This is a genomic window from Kushneria marisflavi, from assembly GCF_002157205.1.
GTDB lineage: Bacteria > Pseudomonadota > Gammaproteobacteria > Pseudomonadales > Halomonadaceae > Kushneria > Kushneria marisflavi.
This window is the reverse complement of the sequence record NZ_CP021358.1, coordinates 1,148,119-1,166,742: the sequence shown is the minus strand read 5'-3', so window position 1 is coordinate 1,166,742 and position 18,624 is coordinate 1,148,119. Positions and strand designations below refer to the sequence as shown.

Sequence of the window (18,624 nt, the reverse complement as noted above, 5' to 3'; positions counted from 1 at the left end):
AAGCCTGTCATATGGCAGCTAAAGCCTCAGCGGGCCGAAGGCATTGCTGTCTGGACATGCTCCAGTACCTGACTCAGTGATAGATCATGAGTTATCGCCAGACGCCGAACATCTTCGTATTCCGGCGTTCTCCTCAGCACATGATCGTCCAGTCGGCCAACCTTGATCCGAATGTCGCCCAGTGGCGTCGTTAACGTCTCGATATGCCGCTCGAGAATCCGTCGATGGCAGATGTGACGCCGAACGCCAAAGGTCGGCGTATGGATCAGCAGCAGTTTCTCCAGTCGCTCGGCATCCTGCATTCTGGCCAGTACGGTCACCAGGACCCCGGGCCTTGATTTTTTCATGGTAACCGGCGTGTGAAAGACGTCCAGCGCACCAGCGTCCATTAAAAGGGTCAGTGCATGGCCCAGCTGCTCTCCGGTGGCGTCATCCAGCTGGCATGACAAAACCGTGATTTGCTCCCGGGTGTCGTCCTGGTGCTCATCCTGATCTGAAGGTGTGCGGGTGTCAGGATCAAACATGATGGCCCGCAGCACATTGGGGTGACGCGGATTACGATTGCCGGCGCCATAGCCGATGCGGGTCGGGGTCTGTGCCGGTAGCGTGCCAAAGCGAGACACCAGCACGCCGAGAAAGGCGGCGCCCGTGGGCGTGGTCAGCTCACCCGGTGCATCAAAATCGGACAGCGGTACGCCCTTCAAAAGCTCGAGTGCGGCCGGGGCCGGAATCGGGAAACGTCCGTGCGCCATCGACACCACGCCGTGACCGACCGGTACGGGACAGGCCGTGATGTGGTCCACACCTAGGTTTTCCAGCGCCAGACAGACCCCGATGATGTCAATGATCGAATCCATCGCCCCGACTTCATGCAAATGTACCTCTTCGGGGGAATGCCATGAATTCGGCCTTCAGCATTGGCAATGGCGGTAAACAGTGCCGTGGCCCGCGAGAGAACCCGTTCGGGCAGCGTGGCATGGGCCAGCATGTCGAGAATTTCGCCGGCCGGACGATGCGGATGGTGGTGAGGGGCATCACCATGCTGATGGTCGTGGTCGTGGTCGTGGTCGTGGTCGTGGTCGTGGTCGTGGTCGTGGTCGTGGTCGTGGTCGTGGTCGTGGTCGTGGTCGTGGTCGTGGTCGTGGTCGTGGTCGTGGTCGTGGTCGTGGTCGTGGTCGTGGTCGTGGTCGTGGTCGTGGTCATGGTCGTGGTCGTGGCCACCATGACCATGGTGATGCCCGTCACGATGAGGGTGAGACGTCTGCCCATGCAGATGTATCGAGAGCAGTCGCGCGCTGATGCCGCAGCGGTCCACGCGTTCGCTGGAAAGCCTGAACGCATCAATGGGAAGCTGGCGCAGGCTCTGTTCGATCCAGGCCTGATCGGCACCCAGATCGATCAGGGCGGCCAGCAGCATGTCGCCGGCAATGCCGAAGGTGCAGTCGATATGCAGCGTGGTCATGATCCTGATGATTCCCGTGATGAGCTAAAGTGGAGCGGCATCTCGTGCACACCTCGTGCGGCCAGACGCAGAATGCCGGCCGCCTGCCAGGCGGCGCCAAACCCGTTGTCGATATTGACCACGCTCATGCCGGTGGCACACGCCGACAGCATGCCCAGCAGCGCCGTCAAACCCTGAAGACTGGCGCCATAGCCCACCGAGGTCGGTACTGCGATGACGGGGCTGTTGACCAGTCCGGTCACGACGCTGGGCAGCGCGCCTTCCATACCGGCCACAACGATCAGAACATCGGCCCGCGTCAGTGCCTCGCGGTGTGCGAGAAGTCGATCGATACCGGCCACGCCCACATCGTTGAGCCGCGGGGCATGGACGCCCAGCCACTCAAGCGTCTGCGCGGCTTCTTCCGCAACCGGCAGGTCGGAGGTACCGGCGCAGATAACCGCGGCACTGCCGGGGAGCTGTTGTGGCGCCTGCCCCCACCAGAGCAGTCGGCTGATGGGGTCGTAATGGCCTTCGGGGTGGTCCCGCAGCACTGTCTCGGCCTGCGTTTCATCCACACGAGTGACCAGTGCGCGCTGATGACGTGCCAGCAGTCGAGAGGCAATGGCGCTGATCTGCTCGGCACGCTTGCCTTCACCAAAGACCACTTCCGGTACGCCGTTGCGGGCCTCGCGATCATGATCGACACGGGCGAACCCCAGATCGGAAATGGGCTCGGGGGGCCGTTCAGACATGCGGTATTTCCTTGTCGTTGCGCAGTAGCCGGTTCATGCTGCCGCTGCGGTAGCCCGCCAGGTCAAGCGTTACCCAGGCATAGCCCAGTTCGGTCAGCGTCTCGACCAGCCAATCATGGTGTTCAAGCAGGCGCGGCATCTCCTCTGGCGTGACTTCGATTCGTGCCAGCTCGCCGTGGTGGCGCACACGTAGCTGCGTCACGCCCAGCCGGCGTATGCGGCGCTCGGCCTCGGCAATACGCTCGAGTTTTTCAAGCGTAATGCGCTCGCCATAGGCCACGCGTGAGGAGAGACAGGCAAGCGACGGTTTGTTCCAGTTGGGCAGTCCCATCGCCTGGGAGAGTTCACGAATCTCCGCCTTGTAGAGACCGGCTTCGTGCAGGGGGCCGCGCACGCTGTACTCACGGGCCGCCACGGTGCCCGGGCGGTGCTCACCGTCATCGTCGGCAATCAGGCCGAAAACGATATTGTGAAAGCCTGCCTCGACCATGATGGGCGCCAGATGGGTAAACAGCCCCGTCTTGCAGTAGTAGCAGCGCTGGGCATCGTTATCGGCATAGCCGGGGATGGCAATCTCGGAAGTTTCGATGACCCGGTGCGGTGCCTCCAGCCGTTCGGCCAGTGAGCGCGCGGCATCAAGTTCCTCGAAAGGGTAGGATTCGGAGTCGGCCGTGACCGCCAGCACCCGCTCCCTGCCCAGGGTTTCCAGCGCCACGGCCAGTAGAAAGGTGCTGTCCACACCGCCCGAGAAGGCCACAACCACGTCACCCATCTCGCGCAATATGTCGCGCAGTGCCTCCAGCTTGCTCTCCAGAGCCTGTCCGTGACTGACATGATGTTCAAGCTCCGGACCAATTGATGCGATGTCAGGCCCCTGGCGGGCAATCAGCGAATCGCTCATGTCACTCTCCTGACGTGCGTTCAGGCATTGTTGTCATCTGCGACGGCGTCATCCACATAGGGGACCGTCAGGGGGCCCAACGGCATGACGGCCACACGCATGTGATCACCATAGCGTTCCTTCAGGGTCTTGAGGGTCTCCTCGATGTCATGAACCGGCGTCATCATGGCCAGTCGCGCCTGGTCATCGTCAAGAGTGGAGTAGAGCATGACATCGGCCCAGCACTGAATCACCGCCTGCTTTTGTACCTGCCATTGATCGAGCATGCTGAATTCCGGGTTTTCGATCATCTCCAGCAGCGCTTGAGGAGAGTCGGCCATACCGAGTATTTCGGCAAAGCGGCCGTGGTCTGGCAGACCATCCGAGCATTCGGCGGCCATGAGAATGGTGCCTCCTTCCCGAACGATCTTGTGCGCTGCACTCATTCCCTTGACGGCCTGGTACAGGTTTTGATCCAGCGGATAACCGGAATTGCCCGTAATGACAACATCAAAACGCTCATCGCATTGCACCATGGCGTGCTTGAGCTCGTGCTCACAGCCCAGCCGGTGCGCCTGTGTCATGTCGCCGGCAAAGACTTTCGTGATGCCCTTGTCACGGTTGAGCGTCACGTTAAGCATGAAATGCGGCGGACATAGCGCATTGATTTCACGCGTCATGGCCTGCAGCGGGTTGTCTGCCATGTTGCCCCAGGTCGAGCGGGGGTCGCCGATCATGCGGGCATTGTGAAAGGTTAGAATGGTCTCAAGGCCTGCGATGCCGGGCATGATGCCCTTGGGGCCGCCGGAGAAGCCGGCAAAGAAATGCGGTTCGATAAAGCCGGTGACAATACGAAAATCGGCTTCGACATAGCGCTTGTTGAGCCATGACGGACAGCCGAAGCTGTTATCACCGACATTCACAAGCTCATCGTAATTGTCGCAGTGGTTGTTGATGATCTCGATATGGTCCACCACCCAGTCACCCAGCATGGTGCGCAGTTCTGCCTCGGTCTGATCGCGATGGGTGCCGGTGCCGTTGATGATGACAAACTGCTCGTGAGGCACATGCTCGAGTGCCTCGATCAGAAGGGGCACCAGAATGTGATTGGGCGTCGGGCGGGTGATGTCGCTGATCACGATCGCGACCCTGTCCGTGGCCTTGACCATCCGTGACAGGGGCGGCGTGTCGATGGGGTTTGCAAGGGCGTCGCGTACGGCCTGCTGCGGTGACTCAAGGGCCGGCTGCTCCGGCGGTGTCACGATAAAGGCGTTATCAGGCACGTCGAGTGCCAGCTCGCCTTTACCATACAATAATGAGGTTTTCATGGGCGCTCTCGGCAGAGTGCCGGCACACGTGGTGCCGGCACGGTTTGTCACGGATGTGGTGAGGGTTGTCAGCGTAGCTTACGCGCCTGAGCCGGAAGAGGCATCTGCCTCGCGGGCAGCCCGCGCCGGTTCATCTTCCAGCGTGCCATCAATGCCCTGCCGGCGCTGCCAGCGGTCAATGATGATGACGGCGATCGGTCCGAGAATCGCCGTGGTCAGGGTGGCAATCGAGATCTGCGACGTCGCGATATTGACCAGATCCTGATAGCTCTGCGCTTCGGCGGCACTCATCATCCCGGAACTGGCGGCCACGGCAGCGGCGGCGGCGATGGCCGCAGGCGTGCCCGCCGCATTGCCGGCAGTGGTCGCTTCCGAGACAGGGGCGATGACGCTGCGCTCACGAAATACCCTGAAGATCAGGATGCCGGCGGCACCGGTGAGGACCGTGGTCATCACACCCAGCAACAGACCGGCGCCCACGACCTGAGGATTGAAGAACACGGCCAGATTCATGTTGGCGCCAAGGGCAAGAGCAAAAAAGGGCACCGGCAGGATTTCACCTGGCTTGAGAAAGGTTCGAATGTCTTCATCCAGGTTACCCAGCAGCATGCCCAGTGCGATGGGCAGCAGTACGGCAATGAAGGCGATCATGGGAAACTGCGAGCCCAGCAGCCCCAGCGACATGAGCGTGAAAAAGGGTCCATCGTTGAGTGACAGGATCGCCACGGCGCCCGTATCGGAGCGATTGCCGTACTGGCTGGTCAGTGCGGCATACATGCCGCCATTACCGTTGGTCATCGCCGCGATGATGGCGACGGTCGAGAGCCCCAGAAGACCGTTGATGGGATCGAACATGAAGCCCAGTGCCAGACCAACGGCAAGACCGGTCAGGTATTTGGCGCTCACCAGCAGCACGCCCTTTTTAAGCGCCTTGCCGCCGACGCGCAGATTCATCTGACTCCCCGAGCAGAACAAAAACAGCGCGATCAGGACCAGCGCGCCGTCCTTGAAAAGCTCCTGTGAAAAACCGCCAATGCGCAGGAATTCGTAGTTGCCACTGTCGGTCTGGCCGGCGCCCAGCCACTGCAGGACCGCGGTGATCCAGGGCAGATGCAATTGATCGATGGTGTTAAGCGTCGCACCCAGAATCAGCGGCACGACCATCAGGCCCCCTGGAACCTTCTGTACCGTGGCAAGTAAACGCATGAGCCTTCTCCCGCTGATCGTGACCGGCACCTGCAGAACGCAGATGCGTTGATTGGAACGAGAGAAAAAGTGATCGAAACGATCACAATGAGCAATGCGACCAACGTGGTATGTTCCATGACTGTGCCTTGACCCCGCCGATAAAACGGTGATTTACGAGGCCGTCATTGGCGGATGCCTACGACCAAAGAGAGGCAGGTCATGCCGGCCAGGCAGGAAATTTCTGACAGGTCAGTTGGCCAGAAGGGCAGCATCGAATGAGTGTACCCGCCCACGCCCGGCATGCTTGGCGCCATACAGTGCCTGGTCGGCCAGTTCAATCAGCGTGTTCATGTCGTGGCCCTGTCTGGGAGCCTCGATCAGCCCGGCTGAAAAGGTAAGATGACTGATTCGATCATCTCCTGCCTCCATGGACCACAGGCCGAACTGCTCGAGCACTTCGTTGAGACGCATCATCGCAATGCTGGCAGAGGCTCCGGGCAGCACCACAATGAATTCCTCACCGCCATAGCGGCACGAAAGGTCCGTGGCGCGTAGCCGCTGGGTCAGAATCTCGCCCAGTGCGACCAGTACCTGATCACCGGCATCATGGCCCCAGGTATCGTTGAGTCGCTTGAAATGGTCCAGATCCAGCAGTGCCAGCGAGACCGGTGACTCGGCACTGGCGTTTTCGAGCAGGTCGGGCAGGGTCTCGTTGAGATAGCGCCGGTTATAGAGTCCGGTCAGGGCGTCACGATAGGCGTGATCGGTCAGCTGATTGCGCAGACGCAGATTGATCAGGGTCAGCGTCAGAATGCGTGCGGTTTCATCGGTCATGCGCTCAAGGCGATGACGATCCTCGTCATCGCGCGGATTCGCCTGGAGTGTCATGCGTCCCATGGCGCCGGTTGATGTGCTCAGGCGCTGGCGATATTCAAATGAGGGCTGCTCGATTAGTGCACCCCCCCAGGTGATACAGTGCGCCTGCTCCAGCTCTTCGATGCGCAGGGCCAGTTCGCCGCAGGTATCGGTGAAACACCGGGGCAAATATTCTTCCAGCAGCGGAATGACACCGGCAATGTCATTGAGCTCGAACAGTCGCGTGCTCAGCTCGTTAAGGTGCTGTCGGTACAGTCCATCCTGGGACAGGCGCTGATTGAGCAGCACCAGATCCTGTTCAGCCTCCTTGCGTGCCGTGATGTCATGCACCATTTCATAGATCAGCGTTCTGCCCCCGATCACGACGGCCGCCACGAACACTTCCACATCGCGTACGGCACCATCGGCCAGGCGATGACGGGTCTCGAAATGTGCTTCCTGTTCCAACAGGGTCTTGCGGGCACGCTGTTGACGAGTTGCCTGCGGCGTCAATGAGATGCTGGCCATGGTCATCGTCCTGAGCATTGCCGGCGAGTAACCGTAGTAGTCGCTGGCGGCCGTGTTGGCATCAATGATGGCACCACTGTCAGGGTCAATGAGCAACTTGATGGCATTACCGCTTTCAAAGGTGCTGCGATAGAGCCCGGCGTTTTCAATCAACAGCTCGGTGGCCTGCCTGCGGGCACTGATGTCCTCGATCAACAGGAGGTAAAGGTCCTCTTCCGGCAGTGCCGAGATGACCCATTCGGTCCATAGCGGCTGTTCGGAGCGACCATGGTCATAAAAGATCATGGTCAGTTCGCAGTGCCAGGTGGATTCGTGATCCGACATATCCACCTGCTGCTGCCATTCCTGCCAGCTTTGAAGCGGGTGTGATTCCTCCTCGGTACTGACCCACTGCCAGATGCTGTCCTGGCCGATGGCAATCTCGTGCGGCGTCAGAAGCTGCTCCAGCATGGGATTGTGCTGTTGTATGACGCCCTTGCGGTCGATGACCAGCATGCTGAGAGGCGTTGTATCAAACAGCGTCTGCAGGCGCTGACGCGCTTCCGATAGACGCTGTTCCTGTTCACGGCGCGTCTGAATATCAATGACCGTACCCACGATTCGGGTAGGGCGCTGTTCTTCATCAAAATCCATGATCTGGCCATTGGCCTGCAGCCAGCGCCACTGATTCTGCGCATCAAGGAAACGATATTCGCAGCGCCAGTGCTCACTGAGGCCAGCCACGTGTTCGTCAAAACTTGCCATCACATGACCCAGATCGTCGGGATGAAACAGGCGTTCGCGCCAGGCCTGGGCCTCCCGCGGCAATGCGCCGTTGCGATAGCCCAGCATCTGATGAAACTGGGCTGAAGCAAACAATCTGTCGGTGACCAGGTTCATGTCCCACACGCCTGTGGCGGAGCCCTTCAGGGCAAGATTCCAGCGCTGCTCCTGCTCGGCCAGGCGGGTCTGGGTCTCGTTCAGGGCCTTCCATGGATAACGCAGGTGGCTCAAAAAAAGGGCCCGAAAGATCAGGATGTAGGAAATGGCCTTGTAAATATGTCCGAGGATGTTGAATTCGTCGTTGGCCGAGCCGTAGAGCGTGAAGCAGATTTCGGCCAGCGCCGTGACCCAGGCCGCCAGTGTGAGCATTTCTCGGTCACGCCGCTGACGCAGACGGGTAGAGCGCAGCAAAATGATACCGGCGAGTACGGCCATGCCGGCCAGTCCCCACTCCAGCATGATCTTGAGCGGTGTCAGTCCATGGCCCGGGATATACATCGCCGGGATATCCTGCGGATAGCCAAAGACGAAGATGGGGAACAGGACGCCCGCAGCAAGAAACAGCATTAACGTCAGGCGCGGGAATCGGGCTGGCTGGTCAGAAAAATGAGAAAGTGACAGCAACAGCAGGGCGCTGATCGCACACAGGCGGGCCAGTAGCCAGAAGTAGATCGCCTTGTCCAGCGTGTTGGGCGAGAAAAAATCGGTCATGCCCGGCATGGAGAGCAGGTGCAGGGTATCCATGACGGCTGACAGTGCCATCAGGCTGCCCACGCACAGATACTGGTAGGAAAGCGTTCGATAGCTGTTGAAGATGGCCAGCGCAGACAGGACAGCCACGACCACGCAGGTCAACTCAATCAGGGAGTGAAACCCTAGATAGTTGTGCATCAGGCCGAAAACCTGCTGGCCAGGCATCAGCCTCATGACGATCATGAGTATCAGCAGCAGCCCGAAAAGGCTGCCCATCGGGCCGGTCAGAAGGTGCTTGAGAGCTGTCTTGAGCGTTGCCATTCCATCTTCCGGCGTTAAGAAGCGCAGATCAGCATATTAAGCCAGAGGGTACAGGACGTTAACGATTGAAAATCGTGCTTTACCAGGGGTTATTCATCGAAACGAACCGCCGGCGCCTGATCCGCCCATCGGTTTTTGCGACGTGAAAGGTAGATCATGCCGAGTCCCAGCGAGCGCACCAGCGTAAAGATTGTAAAGGCCAGCCAGAGCCCGTGATTGCCCAGTGGCTGGGTCAGCCACCACACCGGTAGATAGACCGCCAGCGCCAGAAGGATCGTGTCACGCATGGCGCGCGTATCCGTTGTCCCAATGAATACCCCATCGAGCAGATAGCTCCAGACCGCTACCAGCGGCATGATGACCAGCCATGGCAAATAGTCACCGGTGAGCTGTCGAATGGCCTCGATATCGGTCAGGCGTGCGATCAGCCATGGGCCGACCAGTGCAAAGGCCAGCGCAGCCAGTACTGCCGTTAAAAGCGAAAACACCGCACAGGCATGCACCGAGCGCCCAAACTCGTGCCAGTCGGCTCGGCCGGCCGCCTTGCCGGTCAGGGCCTCGGCGGCGTTGGCAAACCCGTCCAGTCCATAGGAGATCATCATGACCAGCTGCATCAGAATGGCATTGGCGGCCAGTGTCTGATCCCCCATCTGCGCGCCCTGAGAGGTGAAAAAGGCCATGGCAAAAAGCAGGCATAGGGTACGCACGAAGAGATGTCGATTGACGCGGAAGAGTTCGCCATAGGCAGTCAGGCGCTTGAGCGGGGTGGTATCGAACCGTCCTCCCAGCGTTTTCAGCGCTCGGCGCACCATCCAGAGGCCGAAGGCCAGGGCCGTATAGTCTCCGACCAGTGTGGCCGTGGCCACGCCCTTGACGTTCATGTCGAGACCGACCACCAGTACGATATCCAGCACGATGTTGACGCCGTTGGCGATCAGCATCAAAAGCAGAGTGACACGAGCATTCTGGCGTCCCAGAAACCAGCCGATGATGGCGTAATTCATCAGTACTGCCGGCGCTGAGAGGATGCGAACATGAGCGTAGTCGGCAGACAGCTGCGCCGTGGCCTCGCTGTCGGGCTGTAGCAGCCAGAGCCCCAGATGGATCAGCGGTGCCGACAGGGCAATCAATGCCAGACCGATGACCACGGCAATCAAAAGGGACTGGCCAAGCAGATTGCGAACGGCCTGGTCCTCGCCGCGTCCGACGGCCTGAGAGGTCAGCCCGGTGGTGCCCATGCGCAGAAAACCAAATCCCCAGAACAGGAAACTGAACAGCGTGCTGCCAAGGGTCACTGCCGCCAGATAACGCGCGTGGGGGAGATGTCCGATGACGGCGGTATCGACCAGTCCCAGCAGCGGTACGCTGGCATTGGAGATGATGATGGGCCATGAAAGACGCCAGACGTCATGCAGACGCTGCGCAAAATCAGGAGAGCGCGAAAGGGACATAAGGGTACCGGCTGATTGGTGCTTGTGGAGCTTGCCACATGCCATCGGCGACGTCAGTACGTCGCCGGCATCGGGGAAAATGTCATTGAACCTTTAAAGTATCGGAATGCTTGCCTAAGGTAACCCCTGTTTTAGAACGGGGTTTTAAGATCCTGCGCTCATCGCACGGTTGTCAGGGACGCTTGAGGTCATGGATTTCCTTTGGGCAGCCGTATGCGGACCTTTCATCATAATAAACTCGACCCGGCAGAACGGCGCAGCAAAGGCCAGGCCAGTCAGGGATCGATATTCGGGAAAAGTCATGGAGTTTCGACGCAACGCAGTGCCCTGTCGGGGCGCATCAAGGCTTGCCATGGTACTGGCGGGTACGGTCATGGGGACCACCACCGCCTTTGGTGAGGCGGTCACCGATCTGGATTATATCGATCCCGGTATCCAACAGCCCACGGCCAGTCACGAGCTGTTCAATGACCGTGAAAACGGCATTCGACTCAGCGGTGGGCTGAGTTTTTACGGTTATAGTGCGGCAACCCGTAATGTCAATTTCGGCTCGTCCAGCGGCATCGACGGCGCCACCCCTACCGGCAGGCATCCGAGCTGGTGGGAGCTGTCGGCCACGCCGACTTTGCGAGGCGAGATCGATACCGGTCAAAGCGTAGTCTTTGCCGGCGTCGTGGGCGTAGGCAGCATGACCCGTGGCAGTGCCTACGGTGATGCCTCGGGTGCCACACCCGATCACCCTGAACACACACGCCTCGATCAGGCCTATATCGGCTGGCGCAGTGGCTCGCTGCTGTCCGATTCACTGGGGAAGGATGCCCTGACGTTCTCCTTCGGGCGACAGCAGTTCATGTTTGGTGAGGGGTTTCTGGTCGGTGACGGTTATACCGATACCGGCAAGTATGGCGGCTACTGGAACGGCCCGAGTCAGGGCTTCAAGAATGCGGCCATTGCCTCGATCGACAGCCATGGCTGGCATGGAGATCTGTTCCACCTGGAACAGGATCAGTACGTGCAGGGCGGACCCGATGAGGAGACCTCGGCCAACGGTATCAACGCTGAATATACTTTCACCGATCGCGCCAAAATCGGCGGTGCCTGGCTTCGCACCTACGACAGCGACATTGCCGGGCGTGATGGCATGGAGGTCTGGAACGTGCGTCTCAAGGGGCGACCGCTGGCGGATGTGCCGGGTCTTGCGCTGGGCGGGCAGTACGTCAGCCAGAAAAATCGCGATGCCGACATTGATGACGATGGCTGGTATGTCCAGGCCACCTATACGTTTCAGAACGCGCCCTGGTCGCCTGAAATCGCCTATCGCCATGCTCGGTTCAGTGAAAACTACGATACGTTGTTTTATGAGTTTGCCGGCGGATGGGGCAACTGGTTCATGGGGGAGATCACCGGCGAATACATGCTGTTCAATACCAACATGAAAATCGACATGCTGCGCGCTTCGGTTTCCCCGCGTGATGATCTGGAAACCGGCATCATCGGCTATCGATTCCGCCTTGATGACCCGCAGTCCGTTGGTGCCAGCGACGCCGACTTTGCAAAAGAGATCAATCTCTACGCTGACTGGAACATCAGTGAGCAGGTCACCCTGTCCGGCGTTTATGCCGTCTCCTTCCCGGACGAGGGCGCCCGTGCGCGGTTTGGCGGCAATGACCATACCTCCCAGCTGCTGGAGCTGTTTGCCACCTACACCTTTTGATCCTCTCGCTCAGTAAAAAGGGGTGGCCTGTGGGCCACCCCTTTTTGAATCACATGCCAGATCGTAGAACTCAGCTTTCGACCGCGGTAATACGCTCGTATTTTTCCATCAGCTGCTCGCGTGACTCCTCGCGCTCGGGATCGAGCGGGATGCAGTCGACCGGACAGACCTGCTGACACTGTGGCTCATCGAAGTGGCCGACGCACTCGGTACAAAGCCCCGGGTCGATCACATAGATCTCTTCGCCCGGTGAGATGGCGTTATTGGGGCATTCCGGCTCGCAAACGTCGCAGTTGATGCACTCATCGGTGATCATCAGGGACATGGTAACCTCCTGGTTCGCGCGCGCCGTTGCAGGACGCGACGCGGCTGTCATCCGCCGGCCCGGGGCCGTTTGCCGATTCAGGCGCTGCGAAAATGTTCTGCAAGCGCCTGGGCGATGCGGGGATGCACCATCGATGAAACGTCACCGCCAAGGCGGGCAATTTCACGGACAATGGTGGATGAAATATAGGAATTCTCGACTTCAGGCGTCAAAAAAAGACTTTCAACATGAGGCGCCAGCGCTCGATTCATGTTGGCCAGCTGCAGCTCGTACTCGAAATCCGAGACCGCCCGTAGCCCGCGCAGAATGATGCGTGCCCCGACCCGATCCACCAGCTGGGTCAAAAGACAGCTGAAACCGACGACTTCGACATTGTCGAGGTGATCCAGAATCTCTCTGGCAAGCTGCACACGCTCATCGAGTGACAGGGTCGGCTGCTTGCGCGGGCTGTGCGCGACGGCCACGATGACCCGATCAAACATGGATGCCGCACGCTCGATCAGGTCGGTATGACCATTGGTGATCGGATCAAAGGTTCCGGGATACACCACAATGTTCATGTACGGACTCCATTCATCTCCGAACTGCCGGCAGGGTCATGTCGTTGATAGGCCATACGCCGTCAGATCAGGCGTCGCGAGAGTACTGTAAAGCGCCGGAGTCGACAACGTTGGCTGTCGAACCGGCACAAGGGCTGGCTCTATCCGTTAATCGAGCGTGCCGAACGGGTTATCGACTTCAAGCGATACCGGTTTGTGATAGCCGGGGATATGAATCTCCCGGGCCCCGACCTCGAGCTCGGGGCCTTCAAGAACGCCTTCACCGAAACGATAGGTGGGTGAAAACTCGCCCTTTTGCGACCGCGCCTCGAACTCGGCCTGACGTGCCTGCACCTGTTCACGGCGGCGACGCCATTGTGTCATGGCGGCCTCACCGTGGCGCTGCGTCAAAAGCCGTTCGGTGGCTTCCGGCGATAGCAGGGGGGCCGTGGCATTGTTGCCACCAAAGCCCTTGGCATTGATGAAGCTGACATCGGCGCGAAACTCGCGATGCTCACGGAAAAGATCCAGACGCTCGCCGTGGACATCGTCGGCCACGGCATCGAGCGTAAAGATCCCCGGCAGCAGACCGGTCCTGAAGCTGCCCAGAGCGCTTGTCATCTGATCGCCGGCTGCACTGCCCTGGGAGTGTCCCAGATAGGCCTTGATGGCGGTGACCGGCCAGTGCTCGATATTGTTGGCGCGTGCCACGCTGTCGAGCACGTGGGATTCGGTAATCCGGTTTTTCGGTGTGCTGGTGCCGTGGGAGTGGATGTAGCTGCGCTCGCGCACGGCCTTCTCGCCCAGAATATCGCTGGCCAGCGCCACACTCTTGCCAAGCGTAATGTAGTTGCCGATGCCCGGTGCCGAGATGGAGCGCTTGTAGCCATCGGCATTGATGAAGACTTCCGGTACGGCGCCCAGAATGTCGGCCCCCAGTTCAAGCGCCAGACTGTCATCCATGAGCATGACAAACTGGGCAGACTCGGCAATGGTGAAACCACAGTTGCGCGCAAACGGGCGGCAGACGCGCTGGTAATCCTCATCGGTCAGAAGCTCCAGCGCATCGAGCGCCTTGACGCTGGCGTCATCGGCCAGCGCGCTCATGACGCGAAATCCTTCAATAATTTCCGGCGTGATGGGCGCATCTGCCGTGCCTACCATGACCAGCCGGCGCCGTCCCATGCGAATGTCATCCACGCCCAGGCGAAGGTTGTATAAAAAGGTGGCGCAGGCACCCTGCATGGCGCCCGTGGCGCCAACGCTGCCCAGTACATAGGCATTGAGAAAGTCGGCCGGCATCTGTCCGTAGCCCAGAGGCATCTGCTTGGACGTCGCGCGCTGGCCGGTGACAAAGCTGTTGATCAAACCGCCCCAGCCCTGGGCATCCAGCTGTCCGATCGAGTTGCCGGCATAAACGGCGATCTGATCAGGGTCAAGCTGCTGGCTCAGACTGTCCCACTCGAAGCCGCTCTGACCCAGACAGTCGGAAGCTGCAAAGATGGTCATCGACAGGGCGCGCGGATGGTGCACGCTGCGATAGAAGCTGGCCGGATCAAAGCCGGTCGGCAACTGGCCGGCGCTCTTGACCAGCGCATCGCGACGCTCGGGCAGCAGTACTTCAAATTCGCCGGCCGGAACGGTGACGCTGACATGGCGCTCATCGATCGGCTCGATCTGCCAGTGTGCGGGCGGATTTTCGGGCAGCTGGCGCCGACTGAGGTTGACCGTCAAGGGCGCATCAAGTGTCATGCTGGCCTGACGATTGGCCGGAATACCGGCGTCGGCAAAGCGCTCATCCTCGATACGACGAATCAGGGTATGACGACGTACATGCTGATCATGGCGTTCGGCCATGGCAGCATCATCAAGGGATGTACCGTGATCTTCCGGTCCGTTTGACTGGTGCCGTCCCATCAGCCGGGCGAGTCCCGAGAGGGTATACTGTCGGGTCTTTTCGGGCAGTGCATCGATCACGGTCCGATTGAAGGACTGATGACCGGACGTTCTGCCAGCGGGATTAATACCGCCCATGCCGACGATCACCGGTAACTGTGACAAGCCGAAACCCTCGTGTTGATGCCTATAAGGAAGCGATAAAGCCATGGCGACCGTGTCGCTGAAAGGATGGCGATATACCGTCACCACTTGCCGTGGTGAGTCCGCCAAAACAGGGCAATCATGATAGCATCGCCCCGGGCAGGACGTCATGTCGGCCGGTCAACGAGTTGTCATGTCGAGGTGGCAGGGTAGTGAGCGTGCTGTCCAAGGCATGCGGACTGTCCGGCGGTGTCGATTCGCTCGATCAGGGGTTGGCGCCGCAGAGCGTCAATGAAGCTTCCTCCATATTGTTAAAAGTGCCATGTTCGCCAACTCCACGCCGGTATATTCCACCCAGGAGGGGTTGCATCCCGACCTTGCCCTTCATGTTCAGCGCGCCCTCGATAATGACTGGCGTCGCCCCATTGCCGAGCATACACGGGGCGCCTTTGACGAGGCACAACAGTTTTATCAGGCTCATGGTGGTCCGCTGATTCTGGATGCCGGCTGCGGGACAGGTCGCTCGACCCGCCGGCTGGCTCGCGATTATCCCAATGCCTGTGTGCTGGGTATCGATCGCAGCGCTGACCGCCTGTCGCGGGATTACACCCGAGAGCTGGGCGACTTTCCCGACAATGCTCTACTGGTGCGCGCCGATCTGGTCGATTTCTGGCGGCTGGCGCATCTGGCCGGCTGGCGACCGGAGCGTCACTGCATTTTCTATCCCAACCCTTATCCCAAGGCGTCTCAGCTCAAAAGACGCTGGCATGCCCATCCGGTATTCCCGGTGATACTGGCATTGGGTGGGGTGCTTGAGCTACGCAGTAACTGGCAGATCTATGTCGAGGAGTTTGCCTGCGCCGTCAAACAGGCCACAGGGCAAATGCCCGGCATCGAGACGCTGTCGCTGACACCGGACAGCGACTTCATCAGCGCTTTTGAGCACAAGTATTTCGATAGTGGACATACCCTGTGGCGGCTGCAGTGCTCGCCGAGCGTTTCGACATCGAAGTCCTGACCCCGTCTCGACTCAACCTGAAAGGAACATGCCGTGTCCTAGCAGCCCTATCTTTATCTGGTTCTGGCCATTTTCGCCGAAGTCATCGCCACCAATGCGCTCAAGGCCTCCAACACCTTCACTCGATGGGGGCCGAGCCTGATCACGGTCGTAGGTTACGGACTGGCGTTTTATCTGCTGTCCGTGGTGCTCAAGAGCATGCCCGTGGGAGTGGCCTACGCCATCTGGGCAGCGCTTGGCATGGTGCTCACCCTGCTGGTGGCCATGATCGTTTTCGGCGAACGCCCTGATTTGCCCGCCATGCTGGGCATCGCACTGATCGTCTCCGGGGTGATCGTGCTGCAGTGCTTTTCAAAAATGAACGCTCAATAAGTCTTCGAAAAAACCGTGGATCGCAGCAGCGCGCATTGCCACGGCACAGGCATGCCCATTACTCTGAGGCTTAAACAAGGTGCTCCTGAAACAGGGAATTTTTCATGCCTGCAAGGTTTACTGCCGTGGGTGTTCGTTGCTCGGTTGTCTTACGTTTTTTTTCCTGCCTGTTATTCTCACCCATGATGATGGCCTCTCCGGTTCTTGTGGCGCAGGCGCATGCCGAAGGGTTTCCTGCCACGCAGGCGCTGGCGGAAAAGGGTTTTGTGGTCGGTGCCCAAGCGCGTCTGCTGGACAGCGGTGAGTCACTGGGCAGCATCGCGCCCGACCAGCAGATGACACCGGCCTCTGTCTCAAAGCTTTACACTGCCGCGGCGGCCCTGACGCAGTGGGGGCCACAAAAGCGCTTCACGACCGAGCTTAGCAGCAGCGGCGACATCGTTGATGGGGTTCTCAAGGGCGATCTGATCCTGGATGGTGGTGGTGACCCCGGCATGACCAGCGAGGATTACTGGCTTCTGGTTCAAGGTCTGGCAAGCCGCGGTATTCATCGCATCGATGGTCGAGTGCTGGCCAGCCAGTGGCGATTTGGACCGGTGACCTGTGTGACCACGGATCGATGTGACGCCCAAACGCGTACCCGACATGCCTTCGATGCTCAGCTCACTTCTACAGCGGTAGACTTTGCTACATGGTGCATGCGGGTCATGCCGGGAGACGCCGAAGGTGTGCCGGCACGCGTCACCAGCTGTGCCGGCGCCAAACCGCTGACGCGTGTGGACAACCGCGTCACGACGGTGTCGCAGGGCAGTACCGGGATCAGCGCCGAGCGCACCACCAGCGGTGGCCAGGATACTCTGGTGGTCTCGGGACAGATTCGCATGGACAGTGCTCCCGCCAGCGTTTATCGCTCCAGCGCCGACCCGGCCGAGCAGACACTGGCCACGATAAGGTCGATCATGCAGGGTGCCGGCATTGCCGTGACCGGGGGCTTCTCGCCCACCTCCAGTCGGCCCGGTAGCGAATCGCGCGTGCTGTCTGCTGTGGAAGGCAAGCCGCTGCAGGAACAGCTTCTGCGTATGCTCAACTATTCCAATAACTTCATGGCCGATACGCTGGCGCTTGATCTGGTGAGTGGGACGCCCAGCATGCAAAGTGCCGGAGCAACGCTGGACGCCTTTGCTCGTGATATCCCCGGCCATGGCCCGGTCAACCTGCGCTCCGGCAGCGGGCTGACGCCGGAGAGCCACACCAGTGCCCGCGGCGTGACGGCACTGCTGGATCACATGTATCACCAGCCGGCGCTTTTCCCGGTGTTTGTGGCCGGCATGCAGACGCCTGTTAACGGTCCCATGAATTTCATCCGCCGCGGCAGCGAGCGTTTCCAGCAAAATGTGATGATCAAGACCGGTACCCTTAATGAGCCGGTACCGGTGCGTGCCGTCGCGGGCTATTTTCGCACGCTGTCAGGCCGCTGGGGCGCCTTCACGGTCATGGTCAACGGCCGAGCGCCGACTCCCTATATCAACTGGACGACCACCCTGGAGGCCGTGGCCAGTGATATTGATACCATGATCGCCAGTCATTGATACTTCGCCCCTGTCGAGTGCCGGCCGGGGCAGGGCAGATCAAGAAGTCGGTTGGCGGGGAGCACTCATCTTTTCTCCGGCATGACGGCCCCGGTCGTGGCCCCCTGACCCACTGCTTTGGTAGGATGCTTGCTTCCCCTTAAAGATGGCAGGTGACCCGCGATACCTGTGATCCATGGACAGGAACCCATTGCATGAAGCCCGCGCATACCGGTATCAAGCGGCTATTTCATTCCACTCGCTACTCTTGGAAAGGGCTGACGGCGGCCTGGCACAACGAGGCGGCCTTTCGTCAGGAGCTGATGTTGAGCATCCTGCTGCTACCGGCCACCTTCTGGCTGGGACGTTCACTGATTGAATGGCTTTTGCTGATTGGCAGCGCCGTACTGGTCATGGCCGTGGAGCTGCTCAATTCTGCCGTGGAAACCGTGGTGGATCGTATCGGCGTTGAGCACCACGAGCTTTCCGGGCGTGCCAAGGACCTAGGTTCGGCAGCTGTCTTTCTCTGTGTCCTGTTTGCCTTTCTGGTCTGGGGCAGTCTGCTGATCATGCGTCTGGCCTGATTTTTCATCCTGTTATCTGTTCGTTTAACGGCCCGAAGTGATTCACTTCGGGCCGTTTTGCATGTCTGAAACCGCTCAATACTCGGAAGGGTATGCGCTCAGATCATACCCTCATGCCCATTTATCGATTGCAAGGCCGAGCACAAAGGCTTTGGATAAATAAGGTATTCCGGTGTGGCATGGGTGCCATATCGCTCAGGCGATGGCGCAGCAATACCCCCGGAATACCTGAATGACGCAGGACACATAACGATAAACAAAG

Annotated in this window: 14 protein-coding genes and 1 pseudogene; 5 read left to right on the top strand and 10 right to left on the bottom strand. The window is 59.5% G+C overall.

Translation table 11 applies throughout. From position 1 onward, the window contains the following. Positions 1-26: 26 nt before the first annotated feature. The 7 genes and pseudogenes from larC to B9H00_RS05430 all read right to left on the bottom strand — a co-directional run bounded on the left by larC (position 27) and on the right by B9H00_RS05430 (position 10,202). A pseudogene (gene larC, locus B9H00_RS17005) lies at positions 27-1,417 on the bottom strand (nickel pincer cofactor biosynthesis protein LarC). Between the two features lie 41 nt (positions 1,418-1,458). After that, the gene (gene larB / locus B9H00_RS05455; RefSeq protein ID WP_086899790.1) at positions 1,459-2,196 is read right to left on the bottom strand and encodes a nickel pincer cofactor biosynthesis protein LarB; all 738 of its coding nucleotides are present in this window, start codon (positions 2,194-2,196) and stop codon (positions 1,459-1,461) included. Beyond that, the gene (larE, locus tag B9H00_RS05450; protein WP_086899789.1) at positions 2,189-3,097 is read right to left on the bottom strand and encodes an ATP-dependent sacrificial sulfur transferase LarE; all 909 of its coding nucleotides are present in this window, start codon (positions 3,095-3,097) and stop codon (positions 2,189-2,191) included. The genes larB and larE overlap by 8 nt, the downstream gene beginning before the upstream one ends. A 20-nt stretch (positions 3,098-3,117) precedes the next feature. Further along, on the bottom strand, positions 3,118-4,404 hold the full coding sequence (gene larA, locus B9H00_RS05445) for a nickel-dependent lactate racemase (RefSeq protein WP_086899788.1): 1,287 nt from the start codon (positions 4,402-4,404) through the stop codon (positions 3,118-3,120). 78 nt (positions 4,405-4,482) lie between these two features. Further along, entirely contained in the window at positions 4,483-5,610 is a 1,128-nt protein-coding gene (locus B9H00_RS05440) for a 2-keto-3-deoxygluconate permease (RefSeq protein ID WP_086899787.1), read from the bottom strand. 231 nt (positions 5,611-5,841) lie between these two features. Next, complete coding sequence (locus B9H00_RS05435; RefSeq protein WP_086899786.1) at positions 5,842-8,751, bottom strand: MASE3 domain-containing protein; 2,910 nt, start codon at positions 8,749-8,751, stop codon at positions 5,842-5,844. A gap of 89 nt (positions 8,752-8,840) precedes the next feature. Continuing rightward, positions 8,841-10,202 carry an MATE family efflux transporter gene (locus tag B9H00_RS05430; protein ID WP_086901719.1) on the bottom strand — a complete coding sequence of 454 codons (1,362 nt, stop codon included), beginning with the start codon at positions 10,200-10,202 and terminating at the stop codon, positions 8,841-8,843. A gap of 301 nt (positions 10,203-10,503) precedes the next feature. Between B9H00_RS05430 and B9H00_RS05425 the strand changes: the two genes are divergently transcribed. Beyond that, positions 10,504-11,916, top strand: a complete 1,413-nt coding sequence (locus B9H00_RS05425) for an alginate export family protein (protein WP_086899785.1) — start codon at positions 10,504-10,506, stop codon at positions 11,914-11,916. A gap of 70 nt (positions 11,917-11,986) precedes the next feature. Here B9H00_RS05425 and B9H00_RS05420 read toward each other — a convergent pair whose 3' ends face one another. The 3 genes from B9H00_RS05420 to B9H00_RS05410 form a co-directional block, all read right to left on the bottom strand. After that, positions 11,987-12,241, bottom strand: coding sequence for a YfhL family 4Fe-4S dicluster ferredoxin (locus B9H00_RS05420; RefSeq protein WP_086621909.1), 255 nt, complete (start codon positions 12,239-12,241; stop codon positions 11,987-11,989). Between the two features lie 77 nt (positions 12,242-12,318). After that, complete coding sequence (gene coaD / locus B9H00_RS05415; protein ID WP_086899784.1) at positions 12,319-12,801, bottom strand: pantetheine-phosphate adenylyltransferase; 483 nt, start codon at positions 12,799-12,801, stop codon at positions 12,319-12,321. Between the two features lie 147 nt (positions 12,802-12,948). Next, positions 12,949-14,814, bottom strand: coding sequence for a beta-ketoacyl synthase (locus B9H00_RS05410; protein WP_086901718.1), 1,866 nt, complete (start codon positions 14,812-14,814; stop codon positions 12,949-12,951). 328 nt (positions 14,815-15,142) lie between these two features. On the opposite strand from B9H00_RS05410, the gene trmB reads away from it, so the two are divergent. The 4 genes from trmB (at position 15,143) to B9H00_RS05390 (ending at position 18,362) form a co-directional block, all read left to right on the top strand. Further along, the gene (gene trmB / locus B9H00_RS05405) at positions 15,143-15,838 is read left to right on the top strand and encodes a tRNA (guanine(46)-N(7))-methyltransferase TrmB (protein ID WP_086899783.1); all 696 of its coding nucleotides are present in this window, start codon (positions 15,143-15,145) and stop codon (positions 15,836-15,838) included. Positions 15,839-15,895: 57 nt separating this feature from the next. Continuing rightward, complete coding sequence (locus tag B9H00_RS05400; RefSeq protein WP_086899782.1) at positions 15,896-16,210, top strand: DMT family transporter; 315 nt, start codon at positions 15,896-15,898, stop codon at positions 16,208-16,210. 182 nt (positions 16,211-16,392) lie between these two features. Further along, the gene (dacB, locus tag B9H00_RS05395) at positions 16,393-17,799 is read left to right on the top strand and encodes a D-alanyl-D-alanine carboxypeptidase/D-alanyl-D-alanine endopeptidase (RefSeq protein WP_086899781.1); all 1,407 of its coding nucleotides are present in this window, start codon (positions 16,393-16,395) and stop codon (positions 17,797-17,799) included. A 194-nt stretch (positions 17,800-17,993) separates the two neighbouring features. Continuing rightward, positions 17,994-18,362, top strand: coding sequence for a diacylglycerol kinase (locus tag B9H00_RS05390; RefSeq protein ID WP_086899780.1), 369 nt, complete (start codon positions 17,994-17,996; stop codon positions 18,360-18,362). Positions 18,363-18,624 lie beyond the last annotated feature (262 nt).

Coding starts and splice junctions, on each gene's coding strand:
- B9H00_RS05435 (WP_086899786.1), bottom strand. CDS start 8,751: ATGGCAACGCTCAAGACAGCTCTCAAGCACCTTCTGACCGGCCCGATG.
- trmB (WP_086899783.1), top strand. CDS start 15,143: ATGTTCGCCAACTCCACGCCGGTATATTCCACCCAGGAGGGGTTGCAT.
- larA (WP_086899788.1), bottom strand. CDS start 4,404: ATGAAAACCTCATTATTGTATGGTAAAGGCGAGCTGGCACTCGACGTG.
- B9H00_RS05410 (WP_086901718.1), bottom strand. CDS start 14,814: ATGGGCGGTATTAATCCCGCTGGCAGAACGTCCGGTCATCAGTCCTTC.
- B9H00_RS05390 (WP_086899780.1), top strand. CDS start 17,994: ATGAAGCCCGCGCATACCGGTATCAAGCGGCTATTTCATTCCACTCGC.
- B9H00_RS05430 (WP_086901719.1), bottom strand. CDS start 10,202: ATGTCCCTTTCGCGCTCTCCTGATTTTGCGCAGCGTCTGCATGACGTC.
- dacB (WP_086899781.1), top strand. CDS start 16,393: ATGATGATGGCCTCTCCGGTTCTTGTGGCGCAGGCGCATGCCGAAGGG.
- coaD (WP_086899784.1), bottom strand. CDS start 12,801: ATGAACATTGTGGTGTATCCCGGAACCTTTGATCCGATCACCAATGGT.
- larE (WP_086899789.1), bottom strand. CDS start 3,097: ATGAGCGATTCGCTGATTGCCCGCCAGGGGCCTGACATCGCATCAATT.
- larB (WP_086899790.1), bottom strand. CDS start 2,196: ATGTCTGAACGGCCCCCCGAGCCCATTTCCGATCTGGGGTTCGCCCGT.
- B9H00_RS05440 (WP_086899787.1), bottom strand. CDS start 5,610: ATGCGTTTACTTGCCACGGTACAGAAGGTTCCAGGGGGCCTGATGGTC.
- B9H00_RS05420 (WP_086621909.1), bottom strand. CDS start 12,241: ATGTCCCTGATGATCACCGATGAGTGCATCAACTGCGACGTTTGCGAG.
- B9H00_RS05425 (WP_086899785.1), top strand. CDS start 10,504: ATGGAGTTTCGACGCAACGCAGTGCCCTGTCGGGGCGCATCAAGGCTT.